The organism is Pseudomonas sp. IPO3778, assembly GCF_013386825.1.
In the GTDB taxonomy this organism is placed as follows: Bacteria; Pseudomonadota; Gammaproteobacteria; order Pseudomonadales; family Pseudomonadaceae; genus Aquipseudomonas.
Genome location: NZ_JACARC010000033.1, coordinates 7015 through 29876 on the forward strand (window position 1 = coordinate 7015; position 22862 = coordinate 29876).

The window sequence follows — 22862 nt, forward strand, 5'->3', positions numbered from 1 at the left end:
CCACGCAGAGCGTGGGAACGATCAGCGATCATCATCGACTTTTTGAAATCACCCCACTCATGTACTGGTTCAAGTCGCGAAAATCCTGAACCTTCCAAGTGAACGGCGACAGCGTTACACCGTTCTCCCGCAACGTTCTGGGAATCAGGTCGCGATTTGGACGGAGGATGATGGATGACACAATAACGCCCGGATAATCATTCAGGCGTTTCTTGAAACTGGCCGTTGTCAGGTCAGGCGTAGGCGGATTGCTTTTATTCGCCAAAGGCCCTGTCCCTTTGATATCCGCTCCGTGGCACATAGCGCATCGCTGCAAATAGATGTTTTTCCCGTTAACACTCTCCGCAAAGGACAGTGATGTGTGAACCAGCGATAAAATCCCCAATGACGCGATGAACACTGTTTTTATTTTCACGTTTCCATGTGGCCTTGTTATATGAACCCGATCATTCTCGTTCGGGCCCCTGTTACTAGCAAGGTTCTCCCCACTAAGGGTAAACCGCAGCCGCCAACACCAACATCGCCACCACCCCCGCAATAAACGCCGCCGTTCTAATCACCGGAATTCCCGCCGCATAAACAACGAAATGCACCAGCCGCGCGCCCACATAGAGCTTTGCCGCCAACACCGTGGCCGGCGTGCTCACCCCCAGTGTGGCCAGGATCAGCACCAGCGGAGCAAACACCGCGAGGTTTTCAATGGCGTTGGAATGGGCCATGCGCGCCCGTTGGGCCCATTGCGGGTCTGGCGCCAGTGCCGGGTTGGGGTTGCCCAACGTGGCCACCAAGCCACGGGTTTTGATTCTGGCAAGGGTATAGGGTACCCACATCAAGCCCGTGCCTACCGCGACGACGGCCAGTGAAACAAGCTCAGAGGTAATGTTCATAAATGAGGCTCCTGGTTGAAGGGCTGATCTGCCGAATCGGTGCTCAGTCTGTTCTTCGCCCCACCAATGAGCTATGTTCACAAATGACATTTTTACGATCATTTACGACATGAAAATCCACCTCCTCGTTTTGAACGGCGTGTTCGACACCGGCCTCACGGCGTTGATGGATACGTTCGCAACAGCCAATGAACTGGCGAGCACCCTCGGGCTGGGCGTGGCGCCGCTTGAAGTCCGGCTGATAGGCCCGCGCAAACGCGTGCGCACCGCCATGGGGTTGGTCGCGCAGGTAGAGCCGCTGCCGTCGTCGGGGCCCCTGCCCGACTGGCTGGTGGTGCCCGCCATCAAGGTCAGCCAGCCCGAACAGTTGATCCAGATGCTGAACCGCCGCGATGTCATCGAGGCCAAAACCTGTCTGCGCACCTGGCAGGCATCCGGGGTCAACCTGGCGGCGGCATGCCTGGGCACCTACCTCCTTGCGGACGCAGGCCTGCTGGACGGGCGGGATGCGACAACCACCTGGTCCCTGGCACCGTTTTTTCGCCAGCGTTACCCCGAGGTCCGGCTGGATGACTCACGCATGGTGATCGCCTCACGGGGCGTGGTGACGGCGGGTGCGGCCATGGGCCACCTTGACCTGGCGCTCTGGCTGGTGCGGCAAATCAGCCCCGAGCTGGCGTCATTGGTGGCGGGTTTTCTGTTGATTGATACCCGCGCGTCCCAGGCGCAATACATCATCCCCGACCACCTGGCGCATGCCGATGCGCTGATCGAGAAGTTCGAACGCTGGGCGCGCAGCAACCTTGCACAGGGCTTTTCACTGCAGGACGCCGCCCAGGCCTTGCACGTGCACGCGAGAACCCTGCAACGGCGCACCGACGCCGTGCTGGGCAAGTCACCGTTGGCCTTCTTCCAGGACCTGCGCATTGAACGGGCACGCCAACTGGTCAGTGCCGGGCGCGACCTTGAAGCGATCGCCAGTGAAGTGGGTTACGCCGACGCCTCCACCTTGAGAAACCTGCTGCGCAGAAAGCTCGGCCGGGGCGTGCGGGAGCTTCGTTCAACCCTGCACTAGCAGGCGACCCGTTATCCACTCCCGACTGTAAGCCAGCACCCCACCGGACATCGCCGTCGGAAAATGAATAAACCCATGGGCCGCCTGGGGCAACAGAAACACCTCAGTCCCAGCCCACCGCTCGGCCATCTGCAGCGTGTCATCCAGCAACGGGTCCAACTCCCCCACAAACATCAGCGCCGGCGGCAACCCGGCAAGGTCGCCATACAACGGTGACAGCGCCGGCTGCCGACGCTGCTCATCACTCAACCCCGGCGTCAGCAGGCGCAACGCCTCCACCATGCCCGGCCCATCCAGCAACAACGTGTCCGCCCCCGCCGCGCGCACGCTGGGGGTGCCGGTCAAATCGTAGACGCCGTAATACAGCACCGCCCCGCTCACCCGTGCCAGCAACTCGGGCCACTGCTTCAAGGCCAGCAACGTCGCCGCCGCCAGATGCCCACCGGCAGATTCGCCGACGACGATCACCGGCAGCCCGGCAAACTCCTCGCAGTCCTGGAGCAGCCAACGCGCCGCCGCCAGGCAGTCGTCCAATATCCCTTCCACCGGCGTGTTGACCGCCAGCCGGTAATCCACCGACACCACCGCCACGTCGCAGGCGTTGACCATGGCCACGTTGAGGTCGTCATTCATCTGCGCATTGCCAATCACCCAGCCGCCGCCATGAATGTCCAACACCACGCCCTTGGCCGTGCCCTTCGGCCGGATGATGCGCACGGGCACCGAACCCACCCGCCGGCTTTCCGCTTCGAGGCCATGCTTGAGCAACTTGTTGCCCACCACCATCTGGCTGGAACGCAACAGCGCCTGGATCACCCGGGGCGTCACGCGGTTGCGGATGCGGAAACGCGGCAACCACGCCAGCTTCTGGTTGAAGCGCTGCATTTGCGCCAGTTCATGTTCTTCAGCGGGCCACAGCGTATGAGTTCCCAATCTGTATTCCCTCTATCTCTAAAAGAGATGGCATCCTTCTGAAACCAGCACGACGCGTGTTCATCTTGGCCAGTGTGCGTGGGCATCATGGCAATGATGTTTCCGCCCTCTCCCCACGTCGCCAGGCTCAGCGGTTATTGCGCAGGATGGAGAAATTCAACGCGGCCGCAACGCTTAGCCACACCAGGTACGGGAACAGGATCAGCCCGGTGATCAGGTCCAGCCGCACAGCCAGCAGCACCATGGCGGCGACCACCAGCCACAGCAGCGTGATGATCACCATCCCGGCGAAAATCCGGTGGGCACCGAAGAACACCGGCGTCCACAGGGTGTTGAGCGCGATCTGCGCAGCCCATAAAGCGAGCACGATTTCGCTGCCGGGGATCAGGGTCAAGCGGTAGCCGGCCCACGCCAGCAGCAGGTAGATGATTGTCCAAGCGACCGGGAACAGCCAGTTGGGTGGCGTGAAACCGGGTTTGACCAGGGTGGCGTACCAGTCGCCCGGTTTGAAGATGATGCCGGTGCTCGCCGCAGCACCGCAGGCCAGAAGAAAAATAAACAACGTCACCATAATCGGTCCTTAGCTGAGAGCAGCTGCCTGGAGATGAACGCCTTGACGGCGGTTTCAAGGTTGGACGCCCCGCGCAGCAAAAAGTGTATTTTTCTTTCCTCCCGTGCCCCGCCACAGATGCGCTAGCTGAACGCAATGTAAACAGGCGCCTGCTCCACCGCCGACTGCTCACAAGCACGGACCAGATCCCCCACGCAATAAAGTCGCCAGCCCTTGCCCGCGCCCCACTTGGCAGCCGCATCCTCAAGCGATGCCGCTTCATCCCGCGCGGCCCGCTCCCAATCATCGTGCCCGATCTCGGCGATCAAGCGTGTTTGGTAGTCCTTCAAAAAGGGAAGCAGGCCCTGCGCATGATCAACCTCCAACAGCACAACGTCAGCCGAATCGAGTTGCTGCCTGGCCGCCTCGACCCAGTCCCGCGCCTGCAACGGAAGCGCGTCCAACACCGCCTCAAAGGCCGACCCCGACTTGTCGCTGCCCTGAAACGAACCACACCCAATCTCGCCACCCGCCATGCCCTTCTCCTTAACCGTTATTCATACCCACCCGGTTACTGGCTTAACCCCAGGCGCTTTTTCGCCTTGTAGCAATCATTGATCGCGATCGCCTGCTGGTAATACTCCGTACGCTGCGCGCGGTTACTGTCCCCCAGCAGCCGGTACATTTCCGCCTGAAAATCCCGACTGCTGCCCCACTGAAACGCCATGCCCTGGGGCATTTCGGCCCGGCACTCAAGCTTCACCGCAGGCTGCGGGAAATACTGCACATACGCGGGCGCGCTAGTGGCAATGGCCTTCAGCGTTGTCTGGAATTCAGGTGTGTTCGTCAATTCATAGCAAAAGGAGGAAAGCTGCAGGGCTGGTGGTGCAAAGCCTTGCAGGAAACTGCGTTCCAACAGCGGGCAAGCCTTTTCCTTGATGACGTCGATTGGGTAGAACAACACGTAGATCATCGCCAGGCGATGCTGCGCCACCGGGTGGTCCAGCGCGGCAGCCTGTTCAAGCAACTTGATCGCCGGTTTGAGTGATTCACCCGCCTCCTCCACCAGCGCCTGGGAACGCTTTTTCTCGTCTGCGCTGGCCGTGGGAAAGTTCGCAGGCACCGCTTCCAGTTTGGTGTTGGCTTGCTGTAGATACGGCAACGCCTGCTGATAAAGGCGCTCGGCGTGAGGGTCGATGGGCGGTGTGTTGGCCATGCACAGTTGCGGCAACAGGCAGCCCAGAAATAGGGGAATAAAGCGGCAAATATTCATAAACAGGCTTCCATGCGTCGGGGGATTCAGGTGCCGCTCATGCGGTAGTGTCCCAATAGAAATGGATGAACTCATCCTCGTATTCCGCGACCAGCGAAACGATGAACTCGGTCTTCATGGAATACATCATCAGCGCACCGACAAAGCCCGTTGGCTCGTGCAGGGGCAGTTTGAGCGGCGCGACCAACTCATTCGCCTGGTCGGCAACCCATTGGTTGAATTCGGCTTCCGAGATGTTCTCAAACCTGGCATCGGATACGTATCCGGCGAAGTATTCCTGCCGTCTGCACCAGTCGTGCTGGCGTTCGGCGTAAAGCCAGAAGCGCAAACCGTTGTCATTTTGCGGGTTGGGCGCGCGGGTGACCCTGATGCACGCCTCCCCGTCGGGAGTCCGAAAAGCATCCTGTGGATAGGTGACGTAATAGATCCCAGGATACGGCCGGCCCGAACCGTAGTGAAACAATTGCTCACGGGGAATCTGGTCAAAGTCGTTTTTATCGAACACGAAGAGGTCCTTTATTCATGCCGAGCGGACGGGTGATGGGGGTGCTCGTTGTCACGGGCTCATTCCTTTGAAAGCTGCGCAGGTTCTGTCACATTCTACGACAAGCATCCCACGGCGAAATACGCCCTTTCACCCTATCGATGATCCCTTATGGAAATACGGATTTCGGAAACGTCCGACTGGCAATTGTTCGCGACCATCGCCGACCAGCCTGCTTATGCCTGGCCAGGGTGAGCGCCTGGAGGGTTTGAGTGAGTTGGGGTTGAGGGCGTATCGGTTGGTGGTGCCGTTTGCGGGGTAACGGAGGCTTTGCGTTGACCGCAGCACCTTGCTCCATTGCCTACGCTTGCGTCAGAATCCGCCGGCTTGTGCACCTGGGTGGTCATCTCTAAGGTTGCTCGGTCGCTGAAAACTCAGTGATCGGGTTTAGTAGCCCTTAGTTGAATTGCGCTTAGTGCACGAGCTTCATCAATCAGACGTTCCTGTCTGTGCTTGATGGTGGCTGTGCGTAGGGCGCCTTCGGGCGCGCCGGCTTTGCGTAATTCCCCGGTCTACTAACCTGCGTGCAGCTGCCACCCTTTTCGTTTAGTAGCGAAAGGGGTCAGCCCCAAGTCAGGAATTGCGTGTATGTTCAAAGTAACCCCGAATCCTCCGAAACAACCGGACTTAAAGCTCTACCAAGCGGCCGAACGTGCCCTTGATCACTATCTAAATCCCGCCACCGAAAGCGCCCCGGACACAAACGCCCTCTTCAGCGTCAGCTCCGGCGCCAGCAACGAAACCCTGATCGCCAACAGCTACGAAACCGTCTCCTCCGTCAGCGCCCTGCTGCTTGACCTGTCCGACCAACTGACCGGCAAAGACCGCGACGTGGCATTGGCCATACACCAACTGAGCGAATTGAGCGTCCTGCTGATCGGCAAACTGATGGACCGCGAAACACCTCGGGCGTAAAGCCCAACGTGGTCCTGCGGGACTAGCCCTTCAACTCACCCAACCGATTACTCGCCGCGTCGTCGTATGCCTTATACAACGACGCGGCGAGAGGTGCACGGTGCATTCAGCCATTGCTGAACCCCGCCTGGTTCGTTGTAATGAGTCGAAACCCAAAAGGTGATTCATGGAAGCTGATCCGCTGTGCCTAGTATTTGTACCAGCCCTCGTAGCCGTTCTCACCGCCGCTGAAGACAGAAAGGGCTCACCTCTTACCGAGGCTGAGGTCTGTGATATTCGAGACCGGGCGGTTTGTATCACCCTTCCCTTCAGCGTTGCGCTTGATATGGAAAGGCAGCGCGGCTATCCCGATCTGATTGCGGAGAATTGCTGGAGTGAATGGCAAAACCACAAAGGTCGTTGATCTATAAAGACCGCGACGTGGAATAGGCCATTCACCCGCTGAGCGAGTCGAGCGTATTGCTGATCGGCAGACTGATGGACCGCGAAACACCTCGGGCATAGAGCCCAACGCGGTCCTGCGGGATTAGCCCTTCAACTCACCCAACCGATTACTCGCCGCGTCGTCGTATGCAACGTACAACGACTCGGCGATTTGGCTTTTGATGGCTTTGGCGCTTTCCAGGCCCAATACAAAACCTTCGGCCTTGCCGCCTGCGCGGTTGAGGTCTTCTTTTGTGTCAGCACCGGTGATGGCGTCGAGGAGTTTGATGGCCTGAGGGCCTACGCCTTTGGGGAGGCTGATTTGGTCGATGCTCATTGGGATGCCTCGGATGGGGTGCGGGATGGGGTGGTGCGGATGAACGAGGTCATTGGCGATACCTTGAGATTGAGGTCGGTAGCGCGTGGAACCACTGCCGGGGGTGAGCATGGTAGACCGGTATGGGGATTAAAGGGGCTGTTTTCGAGCACCCTGTCCGTGAGCAAGGGGTCTACCAACCGCTACGTTAGCGCACCGTAGCTACTGCCAATGAGCACAACTAGCTGACTGAAAGTTGGATAGCGCTTCGGAGCGGAGCAACTGATGACATCTGGCGTCTGAAGAGCTAATGTAGGCAGCACATCGCCATCACTGGCATTCGCTATAGAGGGATCTAATGTCGAAGTCTCTGCGCCCCCTTGAAATGGGCAATCTCGTATGCAAGTTCGGTCAAAAAAATCTACTTGATTATTTTGATAAAATTATCCACCCCGCTTTTTTCGATAGAACTCTGGTTAGAAAATATGGAGACACTAAGTATTTCTTTAATAAAGTCAGCTTAATCACTGTTGAAGGCAGAGTTTTATTAGTTGGCAGATTCATTAAAGACATGATTCTTGAGCGAGAACAAGTATATACACCCTCAGAAGGCCTCAAGGAAGATCATGAAGAGATGCAGTCTTCGCCTTCAGCAATATTTGTTTTAGTCCTAGACATCCATCGACTCATATACTTAAAAGAAACAAAATATGCACCATCCCTTGACAACTTCAAATCTACAATCGAAAGCTTCGTAAAAATAAAACATAAAATCCATATTGACGCGCTTGCCGAGGAAAGCAAAGCCAACGGAAAGAGAATAACAAAAAAACAGCTACTTATAGAAAACTTTCCACCAACGCTCGACATAATACCATTGACATCAGCCAGAAGTGTCGAAGAGTTCGTAAAGCAGTACGAAATCCTAAGTTCAGTTTCATATAAATTTTCTGACCGGAACGATGAACAAGACAATGAAGGCTTCTTTAGAGCCGTTCAAAAGCAAAAGGATGATGTAGGCAGCAAAACTACAATAGTTAAGCACTCAAATTCACAAGGCCTCGACAAGGAATCCGTAGTTGAAGAGGTTCAAGCAGCAACAGCACAAGGAAATCAAAAGGTTATTATGGTAGGTAAAGACTCATCGGGCACAATTCTAAAGGGAGACAATACAGACTTTCAGTTAAAAGCAAATATTGAAATTGCGAGCCACACACCATCTCGAGTCGCTAGAACAATGTTCGCGAAATTCCTACAGCTTATCGGCGACGGATTAATTCAAGTGGATAATCCGACTAATGCGACTCTGGCGAAGCTCGCACCATATCGAGAAAATGACAATGATCAACGATGAGCTATCCGCAAAATCACTAACCGAGGAAAAAAGCCTTTGGGCCATTTATATAAAGGCACGAAGGATACCTTTTAATCCATTCAATTTGTGGTCGACCATTCTGGTCACTATTCTTGTTATTACTCAGTACTGTGTACTTGAAATTCCTATTGACGAAAAATTGAAAATCGTTAGAGACTTTTCTTCAATGGCAATAGGAATTGCGGTATCCGTACTGGGCTTTATTTTGGCTGGTTTCACAATATTCGCAACGATTAGCCAGCCAGAAATGTTTGTCGCAATGTCTAAACACCGCCATGAGATCTCAGGCCTCTCCTATCTAAAAAATAACTTCTTTATATTTATGAGGGTTTTTATATACTACTTAATATATACCGTATTTTGCCTATTTATTATAACCTTTGGCATCCAGGGCGGCATATTCCACAAACTATCGACACTATCACCAATTTCATGCCATATCAATGAGTGGCTTATAGGATTCTCATATGTTTTTCTGCATGCGGGATTATTCTTTTTACTCACTCAACTTAAGTCCTTCATCTTTAATGTTTACCACTCAGTTATGACAGCGATCAGATGGAAAGCACTTCAATAAAGCGCAAATAGTTTCCACCCAACTTCTGACGCACAGTCCCCTTTAAGCAAGCCACTTCAAAAAAAGGACTTTCAACTTGTTAGCCAAAATAGAGTTCAACACGAAAACCATCCACTTAAAGGACCAACACAAAGGCAACGTATTCGACATTGATTCCTTATCGCTATTGATCGGCCCAAATGGTTCAGGCAAAACCATGATCCTGAAGAGTCTTGTTCAATATTTTACAGGGCACTTTAATGAACTAATCAATACAGAATTAAGAGTCATAAAACTAAATGGGGAGCTTTTGACTTCAGATGAAGCAATGAAGGAATGGGGAGTAATCTACTACTCCTCATTGCCTTACACCCCGAAATTCCAAGTATCTAACAACCTAATTGACGCTTCTCCTAAACGGAGAAGCACCTCATTACTTAATGAAATTGTTAAAAATCGCGAACGCATCGAGAAATTTGGATTTTTCCCCAACCTTCGTATGACAACCGAGTTTAGCTTCAACAAAGTCTTACTTAAGATAGTCAGACTATGTTTCAATGCAAGATCATCAATCGGTGTGATTTTTCCAAACGACCCCAACTTCTTAATGTTGCACGAGCTATACAATTCAAGTACATCCAAGGAAATCACTCAAAGCCAGATCTTCGCAACCAAATGCATACCTCATCTAGAGCAACATATACTAAGCCTTCCAAAACAAGAACTTATCCTAGCCACTCTAGTGATAATTAATAGAATCGCGTCCATAAGAGGCGCAACAGATGAAGTAATAAATCTTTGTAATCGGGTACTGAAGATACCTTACGAATACTCTAGAGAAGGTAGAGGTGTATTTAGATATCTACGGGACATATTTGGAGTTCGTCGCATAATAAAGAACTCGAGCATCAACAACTCCATAAGCAAAGATAACGAAACATCCTTAACCATAACAAAAGAGATCGTAGGAAAGTATCAAATACATCCAGACTTACGAAAAGTTGCTGACATCTATTTCGAACTACATTTTGATGGTATGAGCTCCGGTCAAATCGCGATACTCTTACAGTTTTGCAATATAACCGCTGCTTTGGAGAAAATCTCTAGCAAACGAGATAATATTCTTTTACTGATTGATGAAGGTGATGCGTTTTTGCATTTAGAGTGGCAACGACTTTACATCCAACAATTAAATGATCTTTTATCTGGAACAGTTCAGTCAGCAGGCGTTTCAGCATTGCAAGTCATTATGGCTACGCACTCGCCACTATTGGCCACGGATGTACCTAAACAGTTCGTCTGCAGTCTAAACGAGCAACAAGACGGAAAAACACCGAAAGCTTTTGCAGCAACATTACACACCCTTTTCAATCAGTCATTTAAAGCAAAAACGATTGGCGAGTTTGCATCACAACGAATAAATGAAGCAGTTGAGAACTATCGAAATAAAAATCCTGATGCACGAGACGAAGCCGTCATCAAAAGTATTGACAACCCCATAATCGGAGAAGAAATACATCGCTTACTTAACGATAAGGAAAGTGTAAATTGATAGTTTCCATTCCGGACGCTTGGATTGCGGCACGACAATCTCACAACGAATTCTTATTAAAGCTTATTGATAACTTTCTAGATCCGAAATATAAACCTCGCAAGGGAAATAAACCGCCGCTGCGAATAACCATAAGGTTCGTTAGCGAAACAAAAGAACTCCTCACCTCAAATAGCCTTGCTGACTTATTAAAAAGCATATCGATTTTTAACAACTACAAGGTACGCGCACTTCGTAGCAAGCCGCGCTTTGAAGCTGAAATTTCAAAATTATTTAACTATCGAAATTTTTGCGCAAAGAAAAAAAGTTGGGACGCCTACAAGCTCTGCACCACTTCAAACATAACAACCTGTCCTTATTGCCAACAACTAGAACTACCAACCGTCATAGACAAAGTATCCGGAAGAGGATTTAGGCCGGCACTAGATCATTTTTTCCATAAAGATCAATACCCTCACCTCGCTCTAAGCCTCACAAACCTAATACCAAGCTGCACCGCATGCAACACTAGCCTTAAAGGAGAAATAGACTTCTTTGAGAACCTACATCTGCACCCATATTTTGATCAAGAAAATATAAAATTCGCATTTTTACGTGTTTCGGGAGAGTTATTTCTTTGGGATGATTTCTCAGAAGTAAATGACTTATTACTTATTGCCAGCCCTGAAAGAACATGTGAAAAAACCAAAAAATCGATATCGACCTTTTTAATTAATCAGAGATATCAAGAGAACCATATAAAATTCGAAGCAATGAATTACGCCCAAGCCAAGCTAGATTGGGAAAGTACAAAAAACAACGATCAAATTGCAATTATTCGAGAGGCCAGACACAACGAAGTATCACTCACTCAGTTTGATCGAAGTAACTACAAAAATGTTAGGCTTGGTAAGTTGCGAGCAGACATTCATGATGCATTAACATAAATAAAATTTTGACCCGCTATGAAAAAATGGTTTGTATTTATTTTCGGCTACCCCTCCTTCCCGTCTTTCCGTGCAAGCGGCCGGGATGGCTTAGCTAATCAAGTCATATACTCTCTACTTCTTCACGGGTTCAATATCGCCCCTCACTTACGAACACAACCAATAAATCGTAGAAAATTAGTGCTATGCCATTCACGCAAAAATACTCCCTTGCTACTTAGTAACAAATACTTTACAAATTCCATCAACAGTAGGTTGTATGACGACTTCCATAAAGTCCCATCCCCGACGATGGCGCCAACTCCCCGAGCCCCCACCATGACTCCCCCTGCCCCCACCCAATTCCCCCGCCACATCGCCGTCCTGATCCTCCTCTGCATGGGCTGCGCCTTCGCCGGCAACCACATCGCCGCCCGCGTAGCCTTCGACGACGGCGCCGGCGTCCTGCTGGCCATCCTGATGCGCTCCGGCGGCACGCTGTTAGTGCTGGCGATTCTGGTCCTATGGCAACGCCAAAGCCTGCGCCTCCCCCCAGGCGCCTGGCGCTGGCAAGTGCTGCTGGGCCTGCTCATCGCCACCCAAAGCCTCTGCCTCTACTCCGCCGTCGCCCGCGTGCCGGTAGCGCTGGCCTTGCTGGTCGCCAACGTGTTCCCCATCCTGCTGGCGCTGCTCACCTGGGCACTCGGCGGTCCACGCCCCACCGCGCGCACGGCCTTGCTGATGGGCTTGATTCTGGTGGGCCTGGTGTTCGTGCTGGACGTACCCGGCCGCCTCTCCGCCAACACCACCCTCGGCCCGGATTGGCTGCTCGGCGTCTCCCTGGCCTTTTGCGCGGCGTTCGTATTCGCCTGTGCGCTGTGGATCACCGACCACAAGTTGTCTCAGGTGCGCGGTTCGGTGCGCAGCCTGCTGACGATTTTCATTGTGTTCAGCAGCGTGAACCTTGCGGGCTTGAGCGGTGCGCTGGTCGATGGTCTGAACCTGCCGGCCACCAGTACCGGTTGGCTGGCATTGGCCACGTTGGTGGTGCTGTATGGCACGGGGTTTATCGTGCTGTTCATTTCGGTGCCGCGCCTGGATATGCCGCGTAATGCGCCGGTGATGAACATTGAGCCGCTGGCGACGTTGTTGATGGGCTGGATCGTGCTCGATCAGATGCTCAGCGCCGGGCAGGTGGTGGGCGGGATGATTGTGGTGACGGGGATTGTGTTGCTGACGTATCGCAAGTCGCCCCGGCCGGCCGTCAAGGCTCAGGTGGTGTAGGTCCGGAGGCGGAACGGATAAGGGGACGGGGCTATTTTCAAATAGGTCCGTCCCCTTTTGACTGCAATGTAATGTGTGTTGTGGGCTTCAAAACCACGAACAAACCGCTCGCGCGCCCGCGCTGGATCAAATCGCCCGACGCGCTCCAGACTTTTGCGTATGGATTCGATTCGGATGGCGACAAGATCGTCCAGGTCACCTTGCTGAGCGCGGACTAACGTCACCTGGGAGCGTTGATTTGATCGGCATAGGTTGCGCTCTGCGTACCGTCCTGGGATGGCCAGTATAGGAAGATTGGGGTCCGATCACGTTCCACTATTTTCTATGGTGGCCTGACCTCGCTTTTTAGTGATCGTCAACTTACTCTTTCGCCAAAAAAAATAGCACCCGTATGAAAAACAAATCCAAAAAAAAGACTTCTCGCTACAACCTTTATGTATGTTATTTTTTCCTTACGCTTATCATAGCAGGCCAAAGTCAATGTTAAAAAAACAATAAAAAACATTATAAATGATAATACAGGGAAGATAATTGCGACGCCTGTAAATTCATATGTTTTGCTGCGACCCCGCCCCATATATAAAATCGTAGTGTACTGAAAATAAACCGAGCTGATTGATAACATCAAGAAATACAAAGAAATTGCGCCGAGTGTTACGGGCGCCAACAGTGATATTTTCTTATCGGGAGTTTTCTCATGAACTATTTTTCTGCACGCATAGCAGCGTCCATTTTTTATTTCAACTAATGGCGCGCTATTCATCACCTGACAATTCTTGCATGTTTTTTCTTTAGACTTCATTTCTTTAAGCTTTCCATTGCTCGACTTATCGCCCCTGAACTTATAGAGTAATTACAACGTTTGGGACGTTGGGGTTAGACCACGGCCCACTATTTCCTATCGTGCTCTGACCCGATTTTACCGGCATTTTCCCCATCTCCAAGAGGGACCAAATCACACCCCGCTTCTCCAGGCTATCTCCCCAAGCCCCAATAAAAACAGTCGTAAACCAAGAAGACCAGCAATCAATACTGGTCATGGTTACATAGCCTCGTAAATTTTCTCTCCCCTGTATTGGCCCGCCTGGCCGAGTTAGCCCTTCGTCCCGCTACCCGTACTGCGCTAGCAAGCCTGCACCTAATATCCCGACGGCGGAAATACCCATCATCGTTAGATTGATGAGCAAACGACGCTTCAGGTGAGGAGGGAAGTTTTCAACGTCCACAGGGTTTAAATCACCCATGCGGATATACGCCTTCGGCCACACCACCATCCCGGAGATTTTTGACATCTCATAGTGGGAGCTAATCAGACCTCTCCTCCCCAAGTTCGGCCCCCAAAGATAAATATAACGGCTGTTTTTTAAGGCGTCCTTTATCGCGTCCAGATGACAGCGACTCAGGTAAATGCTGTACGTCAAACTTACAATCGCGAGCAGAAATGGCCATGCCAGAATCCAGATAACTAGCCAGGATTTCCAAAACTCTTCCTCTGTCATGGCAAGATTTTCTCATACAGCTTTTCTCCTAGTCTTTCGCCCCCCAACTCACCGACCTTCGTCCCCCCCCACGTACCAGTGCCTACTATGGCCGCGACACAGATAACACCGCCAATACCTGTAGCGAAGCCAAGTGCAGTGCAGACCGAACCGCCGACAGAACCGGCTATTCCTCCGGCGATGGCGCCACCAAAGGTGGACCCTCCAAATTTCCCACCTTCAGTAAACCTAATCTTCTCGCAAGCGGCTCCAGAATCTCCGCGGCACACCTCCTGAACAGCCAACAACGAAGACACTCCGCTAATACCAATCCCGATATACCCACCCGCCTTCATATACTTGGCCGCCCGACTCGTCGCCTCCACATGCGAGGCATACCCCGGAATCTGCCCCGGTCCACCCGCCTTGTTCCAGTGATGCACCAGGCTTCGGCTCGAAATACCCAGGGCTGTTTTCAACTTCGGATGATCACTCAAGGTTATTTGGCCACGCAGTCGAGTGGATTTAAGCAAATGTGCATCCAGCTGGGCCATCAGCCGCTTGCGTTCAGCAAAAAACTGCGGCGATTTAAGATGCCCGTGCTGGCGATAGCTTTCCTGATGCAAGCGCTCCATGGCCTGAAGCGTGTCGCGCAGGCGGGTCAGGTGCGTTTCCATCACCGCCGCGCTGATGCCCAGCCCAGTTGAGAAGTCCTCGATATAACCGGCGATTTCAGCAGCATGAAGAAACGCGAAATCGGCCTCGTCCGAGGTGAGAGGCTCCAGAGACGCCTTGACCTGCTGAGCAGCCTGCATCAGTTGTGCCTCCTGGTAGGTACAGGAGGTGTTTGTCGGATCGCTCAATACGACCAGAGAGCCAGCTTTGACCTCGCTCAGATTAGGGTTGAGCGCCCTGAACTTGCTCATCACGGCCGGGTTGGCTGTGGGAAAAAGCGTAGCCTCCAGTGCTTCGCGAGTCATGCTTTTGGGCGCTACATAGAAACCCGGTTCCTGAGGTTCCAATCGGTTAAATACCGGCGGGACTGCATTGCCCGAAGGAACAAACGCAGATTGACGCGGCGCAATGGAGGGGTTGGTTGCGGTGGCGTGGGCCGGTTGTGCGGTACGTCGGATCGCCTGCGGTGCAGTGCTTTCGTTGCGGTAACTGGCCGTGAACTCCGAGGGAATCAACCGGGCTCTACAAGGGCAGTCGCTGCGGCTGTCCAGTGTGCCCGCCATCAGCCTGCCATGGCTCTCCATGTGCGAAATGCCACCGACGATCTGATAGGTTTCCCCGTCCACCCCACAGGTAACTCGATCCCCGGCGCAGGCATGCAGCAGGCCCAGTATGTTGATTCGGGGATCACCGTCCAGCACCTCCCCGCCGCAGGTGGTTTTGTCGCCCTTGCCGATGAAATAACCGTCGTTCATTGGTGTTTCTCCACGCGCTCGATAGCGGGCAGAAAATCCTCGGCCAGCAACACGCCTTCACGCGCGACGAACACCAAGCCGTCTTGGGGGGTATTGATAATTTCATCACCGTTGCTCAGACGACTACCGACCAACGCAAGATGGCTATTGCCTTCCCCCGAGGCCGTTACGATTTGCGCCTTGCTGCCATCGGCATATACCGCGTAATCGCCTTTCTGTGCCGCGCGCACTTGCTGACCGTTGTCCAACTTGAACTCCATGCGCGTGGTCACTTGTTGAATCACCCCACCGTTACGGGTTTGGCTGCCCTCGGCGGCCACTCGGTAAATACCGATAGGAGGGTGAGCTTTGACGTAAGCCTGCCGCTGGTTGACGACCGCCAAGGCGTCGTCGTGGAAATCGGCAAGTTGCTGCTCCGTGAAGGGCGACTTGTCCAAGGTGCGGAGAAACTCAGGGGAGACGTCGTTGGTATAAAACCGGGGCGCTGCATCTTCCATTGTGCTGTCCTTTTCTAACGCCCAAGCGGGCTCGAACACCGTAATGGTGTTGATTCATGAGGGATGGGATAGCGCCTGACCGGCGCGCAATAGATGCTGTGGGACAACCCAAAACCAAACAACTGGCCGTTCGGCCAGTTTTTAAAAAAAACGAATCGTCAGACAAGCCCCCCGGAATTACCTGTGGGAAAGTCGCCATGCGCCCTCGTCCCTATCGCATTCCTGTCGAATACTTGCCTAATCCTCCGACCTTTCACCCCCCGCATAGCGCCCCCCGGACCTACGGTCTAGAGTCATTCCTATATCCCTCTACACTACTCAAACTACGTGCGTTCGAACCAAACGGGCCAACGATGCCCAGCGGCGAAGCCCTGCCTCGCCGCCTAAAAAACTAAAAAATTGCAACACCAACCGATGATCAGCGGGTGAGCCATGGAATTACGAATTAACCAGCAGACCCACCAAGTCGACGCCGAACCAGACACGCCCCTGCTCTGGGTCATCCGCGACAACCTGGGCATGACCGGTACCAAATACGGCTGCGGCCTGGCGCAGTGCGGTGCGTGCTCCGTGCTGGTGGACGGCAACGTGGTCCGCTCCTGCGTCACGCCGGTCTCCGGGGTGGTTGGCCGGGAGATCACCACCATCGAGGCCATCGAGTCGGATGATGTGGGCAAACGGGTCGTTGCCACGTGGGTCGAATTCCAGGTCGCTCAATGCGGTTACTGCCAGTCCGGCCAGGTGATGGCGGCCACGGCGTTGCTCAAGCACACACCCAAGCCGAGCGATGCGCAGATTGACGCGGCGATGGTCAATCTCTGCCGCTGTGGCACCTATAACGCCATTCATGCAGCGATGCATGACCTTGCGAAGGGAGAGGCCTGATGAACGTTCGCATTGATCCCGCTGCCCTGCCCTTGGTCGCGGCGCTGACTGATCCGGTGAACCTGTCGCGCCGGCGTTTCCTGGCCAGTACGGCTGTGGGTGCGCTGGTGATTGGTTTTGGGTTGCCGCTGGGTTCTGGCCGGGTGCAGGCGGCCACGGCGGCGGCCGCCGGTGAGCGCGGTACGCAGGTGCCGGCGTTCCTGGAGATTCGGCCAGACAACACGATTCGTTTGCTCAGCCCCTTCATCGAAGGCGGCCAGGGCACGTTCACGGCGATGGCGCAGATTGTCGGCGAGGAGTTGGACGCCGACCCGTCCACGTTCCTGGTGGAGTGCGCGCCGCCCGGCGAGGCCTTTGTGGTGATGGAAAATGGCATGCGTATCACCGGCGGCAGTATGTCGGTGCGCATGAGTTACCCGACGATGCGCAGGCTGGGGGCGTTGGCCCGGGCGATGTTGCTGGAGGCCGGGGCGCAGGCGCTGAAGGTGCCGGTGGGTGAGTTGTCGACCGAGCCGGGCAAGGTGGTGCACGCGGCCTCCGGGCGTTCCCTCACGTATGGCGAGTTGGCCGGGCGGGCGATGGACCTGCCGGTGCCGGATGTGGCCAGTGTGAAGCTGCGCGACCCGAGCCAGTTCCGTTGGATCGGCAAGCCGGTGAAGCGTCTGGATGCGTATGACAAGTCCACCGGCAAGGCGCTGTACAGCATTGATATGAAGGTGGACGACATGCTCCACGCGGCGGTGCAGCATGCGCCCCGGTTGGGCATGACGGTGGGCAGCCTGCGCAATGAGGACCAGGTCAAGGCCATGCCGGGGGTGCATTCGGTGCATCGCCTGCCGGGTGCGGTGGCGGTGGTGGCTGAGCGTTGGTGGCATGCCAAGCGGGCGGTGGAGTCGATTCAGGTGGACTGGCTGGAACCCACGGCGGATTCGAAGCTGCGCGGGATGCCGAAGGATTTTTCCAGCGACGAGCATTTCAAGCGCCTGGCCGCAGAAACCGGCCCGGCCCGGGATGATGAGAACGAGGGTGATGTGGCCGGCACGCTGGCCAATGCCAAGACCAAGGTCGAGGCCACGTACCACAACCAGTATCTGCACCATGCGCAGCTGGAGCCGCCTTCGGCGCTGGCGAGTTTCAAGCCTGATGGCTCGCTGGAGATCTGGTTGCCGAATCAGGCCCAGGATATGTTCCTGGCCGATATTGCCAAGCGCACCGGCCTGGCGCCGGAGCGGATTACCCTGCATTCGCCGTTGTTGGGCGGGTTTTTCGGGCGGCATTTCCTGTATGACTCGGCCAGCCCGTACCCGCAGGCGATTGAGTTGGCCAAGGCGGTCGGGCGCCCGGTGAAGATGATCTGGAGCCGTGAAGAAGAGTTTCTACGGGATGTGCTGCGCCCGGTGGCGGCGGTAAATTTCCGTGGCGCGCTGGACGCTGACGGCTGGCCGGTGGCGATTGAAGCGGTGAGTGCCACCGAGGGGCCGACTGAGGCCCTGGCCGGTAAACAGGGCGAGAAGATTGACCCGACGGCGCTGGAGGGGTTGTCCGGGAAGTCCTATGCGATTCCCAACAAGCGGATTGCGCAGATTTATGTGAAGGGCCCGGTGATGCTGGGTTATTGGCGTTCGGTGGGTAACTCGCTGAATGACTTTTTCTACGAGTCGTTTCTGGATGAGCTGGCGGACAAGGGCGGCAAAGACCCGTTCGAGTTGCGCCTGCATCTGCTGCGGGATAACCCGCGGCTGACCACGCTGCTGAAGGCCGTGGGTGATTTGTCGGGGGGCTGGAAGCGTGGCCCGTTTGTCGCCGAAGACGGCAGCAAGCGTGCGCGTGGGGTGGCGATGGCGTCGCCGTTCGGCACGCAGACGGTGGTGATTGCCGAGGTGTCGATCGAGAATGGCCAGGTCAAGGTGCATGACATCTGGCAGGCGGTCGACCCGGGCAGCATCGTCAACCCGGCGATTGTCGAGGCGCAGGTGAATGGGGCGGTGTCCCTGGGTTTGTCTCAGGTGCTGTTGGAAGAGGCGGTGTATGTGGACGGCCTGCCTCGGGCGCGTAACTACGATTTGTACCCGGTGCTGCCGCCGTCGCGGATGGCGCGGGTGCACGTGCGCGTGATCGAGAGCGGGGAAAAAATGGGCGGCATTGGTGAACCACCGCTGCCCGCCGTGGCGCCTGCCGTGGCCAACGCCGTTGCGGCGTTGACGGGGCAGCGCGTGCGCAGCATGCCGTTAAGCCGCCACTCCTTCACCTGACCGGGGCCTGAGCACTTATGAACAACCGTCGATTCGCAAGAACCGCTGGCTGGCTGGCGCTGCCGTGCCTGGTCGCGGCAGGCCTGCTGGCCTGGTATGTCACCCGTGAGCCTGCTTCGTCGCTGGGTGCCGAGCCTGTCGCGATGGAGCCGGCGCTGGTCGCCCGAGGCGAGTATGTCGCCCGGCTAAGCGACTGTGTGGCGTGCCACAGCGTGCCCAACAGCGCGCCGTTTTCCGGTGGCCTGGAGATGGCCACGCCGCTGGGCTCGATCCACGCCACCAACGTCACGCCAGACCCGGAAACCGGGATTGGCCGCTACAGCCTCGCCGACTTCGACCGCGCGGTGCGCCACGGTGTCGCGCCGGGTGGGCGCCGGCTGTACCCGGCGATGCCGTATCCGTCTTATGCCAAGCTCAGCGACGATGATGTGAAGGCGTTGTATGCGTTCTTCATGAAGGGCGTGGCGCCGGTGCGGCAGGCCAATGTGCCCAGCTCGATCCCGTGGCCCTTGAACATGCGGTGGCCAATTGCGCTGTGGAATGGCGTGTTCACTGACAGCAAGCCTTATGTCGCGAAGGCCGGGAAGGATGAGCTGTGGAACCGTGGCGCCTACATCGTGCAGGGGCCGGGGCATTGCGGCAGTTGCCACACGCCTCGGGGTTTGGCCTTTAACGAGAAAGCGCTGGATGAGGGCGGCAAGCCGTACCTCGCCGGAGGCTTGCTGGATGGCTGGTACGCGCCGAGCCTGCGGGACGATCACAACACCGGCCTGGGGCGCTGGAGTGAGCCGGAAGTGGTGCAGTTCCTGAAGACCGGTCGCAATAAACATGCGGTGGTTTATGGCTCGATGACCGAGGCGTTCAACAACTCCACGCAGTTTATGAACGACGATGACTTGGCGGCGATTGCGCACTACCTCAGGTCGCTGCCGGGGGATGAGCAACGGGATGGGCCGGCCTGGCAGTATCAGGCGGTGTCGGCTGCGGAGCATCAGGATGTGCCCGGCGCCCATACCTATGTGACCCGCTGCGCTTCGTGTCACGGGCTGGAAGGCAAAGGGCAACCGGACTGGATGCCGCCGCTGGCGGGGGCCACCTCTGCGCTGATCAAGGAGAGTGCCTCGGCGATCAATATCACCCTCAATGGCTCACAGCGGGTGGTAGCGGCAAATGTGGCAGACGCTTATCGCATGCCGGCGTTTCGCGAGCAGCTGTCGGACCAGGAGATTGCTGAAGTGCTGACGTTTGTGCGCGGCACCTGGGGCAATCAGGGCGGTGCGGTGGATGCGAAGGCGGTGGGCAAGTTGCGTGAGCACACAGGCCCGGCGAGCAGCAGCCCAATCATCTTGCAGATGCGTTGATGGGATAGGCGCATTGTGTGGGAGGCGCTTTGTGCAGGGGGCTGCTTTATGTGGGAGCGGGCTTGCTCGCGAAGGCGGTGGGTCAGTAAATAATTTGCTGGCTGACACACCGCCTTCGCGAGCAAGCCCGCTCCCACATTTGGACTGTGGTTTTTCGGGTGGACCGAGATGCCTGCATCGCAGGCAAGCCAGCTCCCACATTTTGAACCGGGTTCGACTGAAGAATCAGTCGGCCGTCATGCGCGTTTCGGCAGCTTCCAGTTCGGCCGGATGAAGTGGCAGGTGTAGCCGTTGGGAATTCGCTCCAGGTAATCCTGATGCTCCCGCTCCGCCTCCCAGAACGGCCCCGCCGGTTCGATCTCGGTCACCACCCGGCCTGGCCACAGTTTTGACGCATCCACATCCGCCGCGGTGTCTTGCGCCACGTCGCGCTGCTGTTCGCTCAGGTAGTAAATCGCCGAACGGTAGCTGGGCCCCAGGTCATTACCCTGGCGGTTGGGTGTGCTTGGGTCGTGGATCTGGAAAAAGAACTCAAGAATCTGCCGGTAAGTGATTACCGCCGGGTCGAAAACGATCTCGATGGCTTCGGCGTGGTTGCCGTGGTTGCGGTAGGTGGCATTCGGCACGTCGCCGCCGGTGTAGCCGACGCGGGTTTGCAGCACGCCGGGGTAGCGTCGCAACAGGTCTTGCATGCCCCAGAAGCAGCCGCCGGCGAGGATGGCGGTTTCGGTGTGGTTGGTCATGGTGTTCTTCCCCTGGATGGATACAGCCCTAGTTATGGGGCCGGGTTACGTAATACCAAGGTTGAACGCCGGGTTACCAGCGCCGCCCGTCGAGAGTCCCCCGCCTTACCTGGCCCAAATCCTGCGTACTCCAACCCCGGCAAGTCGCTACTGACTATGCGGACGACTCTTTTGAGCCCCGCCGCCCAACCCCTGCCCCCGATAATCCATCATCCCCCTACCACCGCCGAGGCCTTCCCCCATGACGAGCCCCACCACCGAACAGGTCAGCCCCCAAACCCTGCGACGCGTGATCATCGCTGCCGGCATCGGTAACTTCGTTGAGTGGTTCGACTTCGCCGTCTACGGCTTCCTCGCCACCACCATCGCCCAACAATTCTTCCCCAGTGGCGACGCCAGCGCGGCGCTGCTCAAGACCTTTGCGGTGTTTGCGGTGGCCTTCGCCTTCCGGCCCTTGGGCGGGATTTTCTTCGGCATGCTCGGCGACCGCATCGGGCGCAAACGCACGCTGGCCATGACGATCTTGCTGATGGCCGGCGCCACCACATTGATCGGCCTGCTGCCCACCTACGCCGCCATCGGCGTGGCGGCGCCGATTCTGTTGACGCTGATCCGCTGCGCCCAGGGCTTCTCCGCCGGGGGCGAATACGCCGGGGCCTGTGCCTATCTGATGGAGCACGCACCGAGTGACAAACGCGCCTGGTATGGCAGTTTTGTGCCGGTGTCGACCTTTTCCGCCTTCGCCGCAGCGGCCGTGGTGGCGTATGCGCTGGAAGCGTCGTTGTCGACCGAGGCGATGGGCAGTTGGGGCTGGCGCTTGCCATTCCTGATCGCCGCACCGCTGGGCCTGGTGGGGCTTTACCTGCGCTGGAAGCTGGACGAGACGCCGGCCTTCCAGGCGGTGAAGCAGGAACACGCGGTCGCCCACTCCCCGCTCAAAGAAACCTTGCGCAACCATGGTGCGGCGATCTGCTGCCTGGGCGCTTTTGTATCGCTCACCGCGCTGTCGTTTTATATGTTCACCACCTACTTCGCGACGTACCTGCAAGTGGCGGGTGGGTTGAGCCGGGCGGTGGCATTGCTGGTGTCGCTGATTGCACTGATTTTCGCGGCAGCGATTTGCCCGTTGGCGGGGTTGTATTCGGATCGGGTGGGGCGTCGGGTCACGGTGATGACGGCGTGTGTGTTGTTGATCGTGGTGGTGTACCCGTCGTTCCTGATGGCCAGTTCCGGCTCGTTCGCGGCGTCTATCGTCGGGGTGATGCTGCTGGCGGTGGGCGCGGTGTTGTGTGGGGTTGTCACGGCGGCGTTGCTGTCGGAGACCTTTCCCACGCGCACGCGGTATACCGCGTCGGCGATTACTTACAACATGGCGTATACGATCTTCGGCGGCACGGCACCGTTAATGGCGACGTGGTTGATCAGCACTACGGGCAGCAACCTGTCACCGGCGTTTTACCTGATTGCGGTAGCGTTGCTGGCGTTAGCGGGCGGGTTGGCATTGCCGGAGACGTCACGGATTTCACTGCATGAGGTGGGCACCGAGGAAAAAGGCCCGGCGGCGGTGTTGTCGCGTTAAGCGAACACAACACCCAAGACAACAAACATCCCCTGTGGGAGCTGTCGAG

The 22862-nt window shown here is 55.9% G+C and carries 25 protein-coding genes and 1 pseudogene; 12 read left to right on the forward strand and 14 right to left on the reverse strand.

The features are described from left to right. Positions 1-31 precede the first annotated feature (31 nt). Positions 32-415 (reverse strand): cytochrome c, encoded by a 384-nt coding sequence (locus tag HX855_RS15975; protein ID WP_177089094.1) that lies wholly within the window; start codon positions 413-415, stop codon positions 32-34. A 73-nt stretch (positions 416-488) separates the two neighbouring features. Continuing rightward, on the reverse strand, positions 489-887 hold the full coding sequence (locus HX855_RS15980; RefSeq protein ID WP_177089093.1) for an MAPEG family protein: 399 nt from the start codon (positions 885-887) through the stop codon (positions 489-491). Between the two features lie 109 nt (positions 888-996). Here HX855_RS15980 and HX855_RS15985 point away from each other — a divergent pair, with 109 nt between their 5' ends. Continuing rightward, positions 997-1962: a GlxA family transcriptional regulator gene (locus HX855_RS15985; RefSeq protein ID WP_177089092.1), complete on the forward strand. Its 966-nt coding sequence runs from the start codon at positions 997-999 to the stop codon at positions 1960-1962. Here the strand turns inward: HX855_RS15985 and HX855_RS15990 are convergent. The 5 genes from HX855_RS15990 to HX855_RS16010 form a co-directional block, all read right to left on the reverse strand. Continuing rightward, on the reverse strand, positions 1948-2847 hold the full coding sequence (locus tag HX855_RS15990; RefSeq protein WP_177089105.1) for an alpha/beta hydrolase: 900 nt from the start codon (positions 2845-2847) through the stop codon (positions 1948-1950). The genes HX855_RS15985 and HX855_RS15990 overlap by 15 nt on opposite strands. 175 nt (positions 2848-3022) lie before the next feature. Further along, positions 3023-3463 carry a TspO/MBR family protein gene (locus HX855_RS15995; RefSeq protein ID WP_177089104.1) on the reverse strand — a complete coding sequence of 147 codons (441 nt, stop codon included), beginning with the start codon at positions 3461-3463 and terminating at the stop codon, positions 3023-3025. Between the two features lie 125 nt (positions 3464-3588). Further along, positions 3589-3981, reverse strand: a complete 393-nt coding sequence (locus HX855_RS16000; RefSeq protein WP_177089091.1) for a hypothetical protein — start codon at positions 3979-3981, stop codon at positions 3589-3591. A 35-nt stretch (positions 3982-4016) separates the two neighbouring features. Then, positions 4017-4718, reverse strand: coding sequence for a hypothetical protein (locus HX855_RS16005; RefSeq protein ID WP_177089090.1), 702 nt, complete (start codon positions 4716-4718; stop codon positions 4017-4019). A 37-nt stretch (positions 4719-4755) separates the two neighbouring features. Then, complete coding sequence (locus HX855_RS16010) at positions 4756-5223, reverse strand: hypothetical protein (RefSeq protein WP_177089089.1); 468 nt, start codon at positions 5221-5223, stop codon at positions 4756-4758. Between the two features lie 627 nt (positions 5224-5850). On the opposite strand from HX855_RS16010, the gene HX855_RS16015 reads away from it, so the two are divergent. Both HX855_RS16015 and HX855_RS16020 read left to right on the forward strand, forming a co-directional pair. Continuing rightward, a complete protein-coding gene (locus HX855_RS16015) occupies positions 5851-6177 on the forward strand; it encodes a DUF6124 family protein (protein WP_177089088.1) in 327 nt (108 codons plus the stop codon). A gap of 166 nt (positions 6178-6343) precedes the next feature. Further along, entirely contained in the window at positions 6344-6580 is a 237-nt protein-coding gene (locus tag HX855_RS16020) for a hypothetical protein (RefSeq protein WP_177089087.1), read from the forward strand. Between the two features lie 123 nt (positions 6581-6703). Here HX855_RS16020 and HX855_RS16025 read toward each other — a convergent pair whose 3' ends face one another. Beyond that, entirely contained in the window at positions 6704-6937 is a 234-nt protein-coding gene (locus HX855_RS16025) for a hypothetical protein (protein WP_003214497.1), read from the reverse strand. A 337-nt stretch (positions 6938-7274) separates the two neighbouring features. Between HX855_RS16025 and HX855_RS16030 the strand changes: the two genes are divergently transcribed. From HX855_RS16030 to HX855_RS16050, 5 genes are all read left to right on the forward strand, one after another. Continuing rightward, positions 7275-8270 carry a hypothetical protein gene (locus HX855_RS16030; protein WP_177089086.1) on the forward strand — a complete coding sequence of 332 codons (996 nt, stop codon included), beginning with the start codon at positions 7275-7277 and terminating at the stop codon, positions 8268-8270. Then, on the forward strand, positions 8257-8868 hold the full coding sequence (locus HX855_RS16035; protein ID WP_177089085.1) for a hypothetical protein: 612 nt from the start codon (positions 8257-8259) through the stop codon (positions 8866-8868). The genes HX855_RS16030 and HX855_RS16035 overlap by 14 nt, the downstream gene beginning before the upstream one ends. 196 nt (positions 8869-9064) lie before the next feature. Further along, positions 9065-10399 carry an AAA family ATPase gene (locus tag HX855_RS16040; RefSeq protein WP_256353064.1) on the forward strand — a complete coding sequence of 445 codons (1335 nt, stop codon included), beginning with the start codon at positions 9065-9067 and terminating at the stop codon, positions 10397-10399. After that, on the forward strand, positions 10396-11325 hold the full coding sequence (locus tag HX855_RS16045) for a hypothetical protein (RefSeq protein WP_177089083.1): 930 nt from the start codon (positions 10396-10398) through the stop codon (positions 11323-11325). The genes HX855_RS16040 and HX855_RS16045 overlap by 4 nt, the downstream gene beginning before the upstream one ends. A gap of 318 nt (positions 11326-11643) precedes the next feature. Continuing rightward, positions 11644-12588 (forward strand): DMT family transporter, encoded by a 945-nt coding sequence (locus tag HX855_RS16050; protein ID WP_177089082.1) that lies wholly within the window; start codon positions 11644-11646, stop codon positions 12586-12588. Positions 12589-12653: 65 nt separating this feature from the next. Here the strand turns inward: HX855_RS16050 and HX855_RS33320 are convergent. From HX855_RS33320 to HX855_RS16070, 5 genes and pseudogenes are all read right to left on the reverse strand, one after another. Next, positions 12654-12866 (reverse strand): annotated as a pseudogene (locus HX855_RS33320) (hypothetical protein); the annotation flags it as partial. Positions 12867-12943: 77 nt separating this feature from the next. Then, the gene (locus HX855_RS16055; protein ID WP_177089081.1) at positions 12944-13390 is read right to left on the reverse strand and encodes a hypothetical protein; all 447 of its coding nucleotides are present in this window, start codon (positions 13388-13390) and stop codon (positions 12944-12946) included. 307 nt (positions 13391-13697) lie between these two features. After that, complete coding sequence (locus HX855_RS16060; RefSeq protein WP_177089080.1) at positions 13698-14087, reverse strand: hypothetical protein; 390 nt, start codon at positions 14085-14087, stop codon at positions 13698-13700. Further along, positions 14084-15496: a PAAR domain-containing protein gene (locus tag HX855_RS16065; protein WP_177089079.1), complete on the reverse strand. Its 1413-nt coding sequence runs from the start codon at positions 15494-15496 to the stop codon at positions 14084-14086. The genes HX855_RS16060 and HX855_RS16065 overlap by 4 nt, the downstream gene beginning before the upstream one ends. After that, positions 15493-15993, reverse strand: a complete 501-nt coding sequence (locus HX855_RS16070) for a hypothetical protein (protein WP_177089078.1) — start codon at positions 15991-15993, stop codon at positions 15493-15495. Before HX855_RS16070 ends, HX855_RS16065 begins: the two co-directional genes overlap by 4 nt. Positions 15994-16425: 432 nt before the next feature. Here HX855_RS16070 and HX855_RS16075 point away from each other — a divergent pair, with 432 nt between their 5' ends. Genes HX855_RS16075 through HX855_RS16085 form a run of 3 tightly spaced genes read left to right on the forward strand, consistent with a single transcriptional unit; the run spans position 16426 to position 20491 of the window. Beyond that, on the forward strand, positions 16426-16878 hold the full coding sequence (locus tag HX855_RS16075) for a (2Fe-2S)-binding protein (RefSeq protein ID WP_088422484.1): 453 nt from the start codon (positions 16426-16428) through the stop codon (positions 16876-16878). Beyond that, positions 16878-19130: a molybdopterin cofactor-binding domain-containing protein gene (locus HX855_RS16080; RefSeq protein ID WP_177089077.1), complete on the forward strand. Its 2253-nt coding sequence runs from the start codon at positions 16878-16880 to the stop codon at positions 19128-19130. The genes HX855_RS16075 and HX855_RS16080 overlap by 1 nt, the downstream gene beginning before the upstream one ends. Positions 19131-19147: 17 nt before the next feature. Then, a complete protein-coding gene (locus tag HX855_RS16085) occupies positions 19148-20491 on the forward strand; it encodes a cytochrome c (protein WP_177089076.1) in 1344 nt (447 codons plus the stop codon). A gap of 236 nt (positions 20492-20727) precedes the next feature. Here the strand turns inward: HX855_RS16085 and msrA are convergent, their stop codons facing one another. After that, positions 20728-21234: a peptide-methionine (S)-S-oxide reductase MsrA gene (msrA, locus tag HX855_RS16090; protein ID WP_177089075.1), complete on the reverse strand. Its 507-nt coding sequence runs from the start codon at positions 21232-21234 to the stop codon at positions 20728-20730. A gap of 241 nt (positions 21235-21475) precedes the next feature. Here msrA and HX855_RS16095 point away from each other — a divergent pair, with 241 nt between their 5' ends. After that, positions 21476-22813, forward strand: a complete 1338-nt coding sequence (locus tag HX855_RS16095; protein WP_177089074.1) for an MFS transporter — start codon at positions 21476-21478, stop codon at positions 22811-22813. Positions 22814-22862 lie beyond the last annotated feature (49 nt).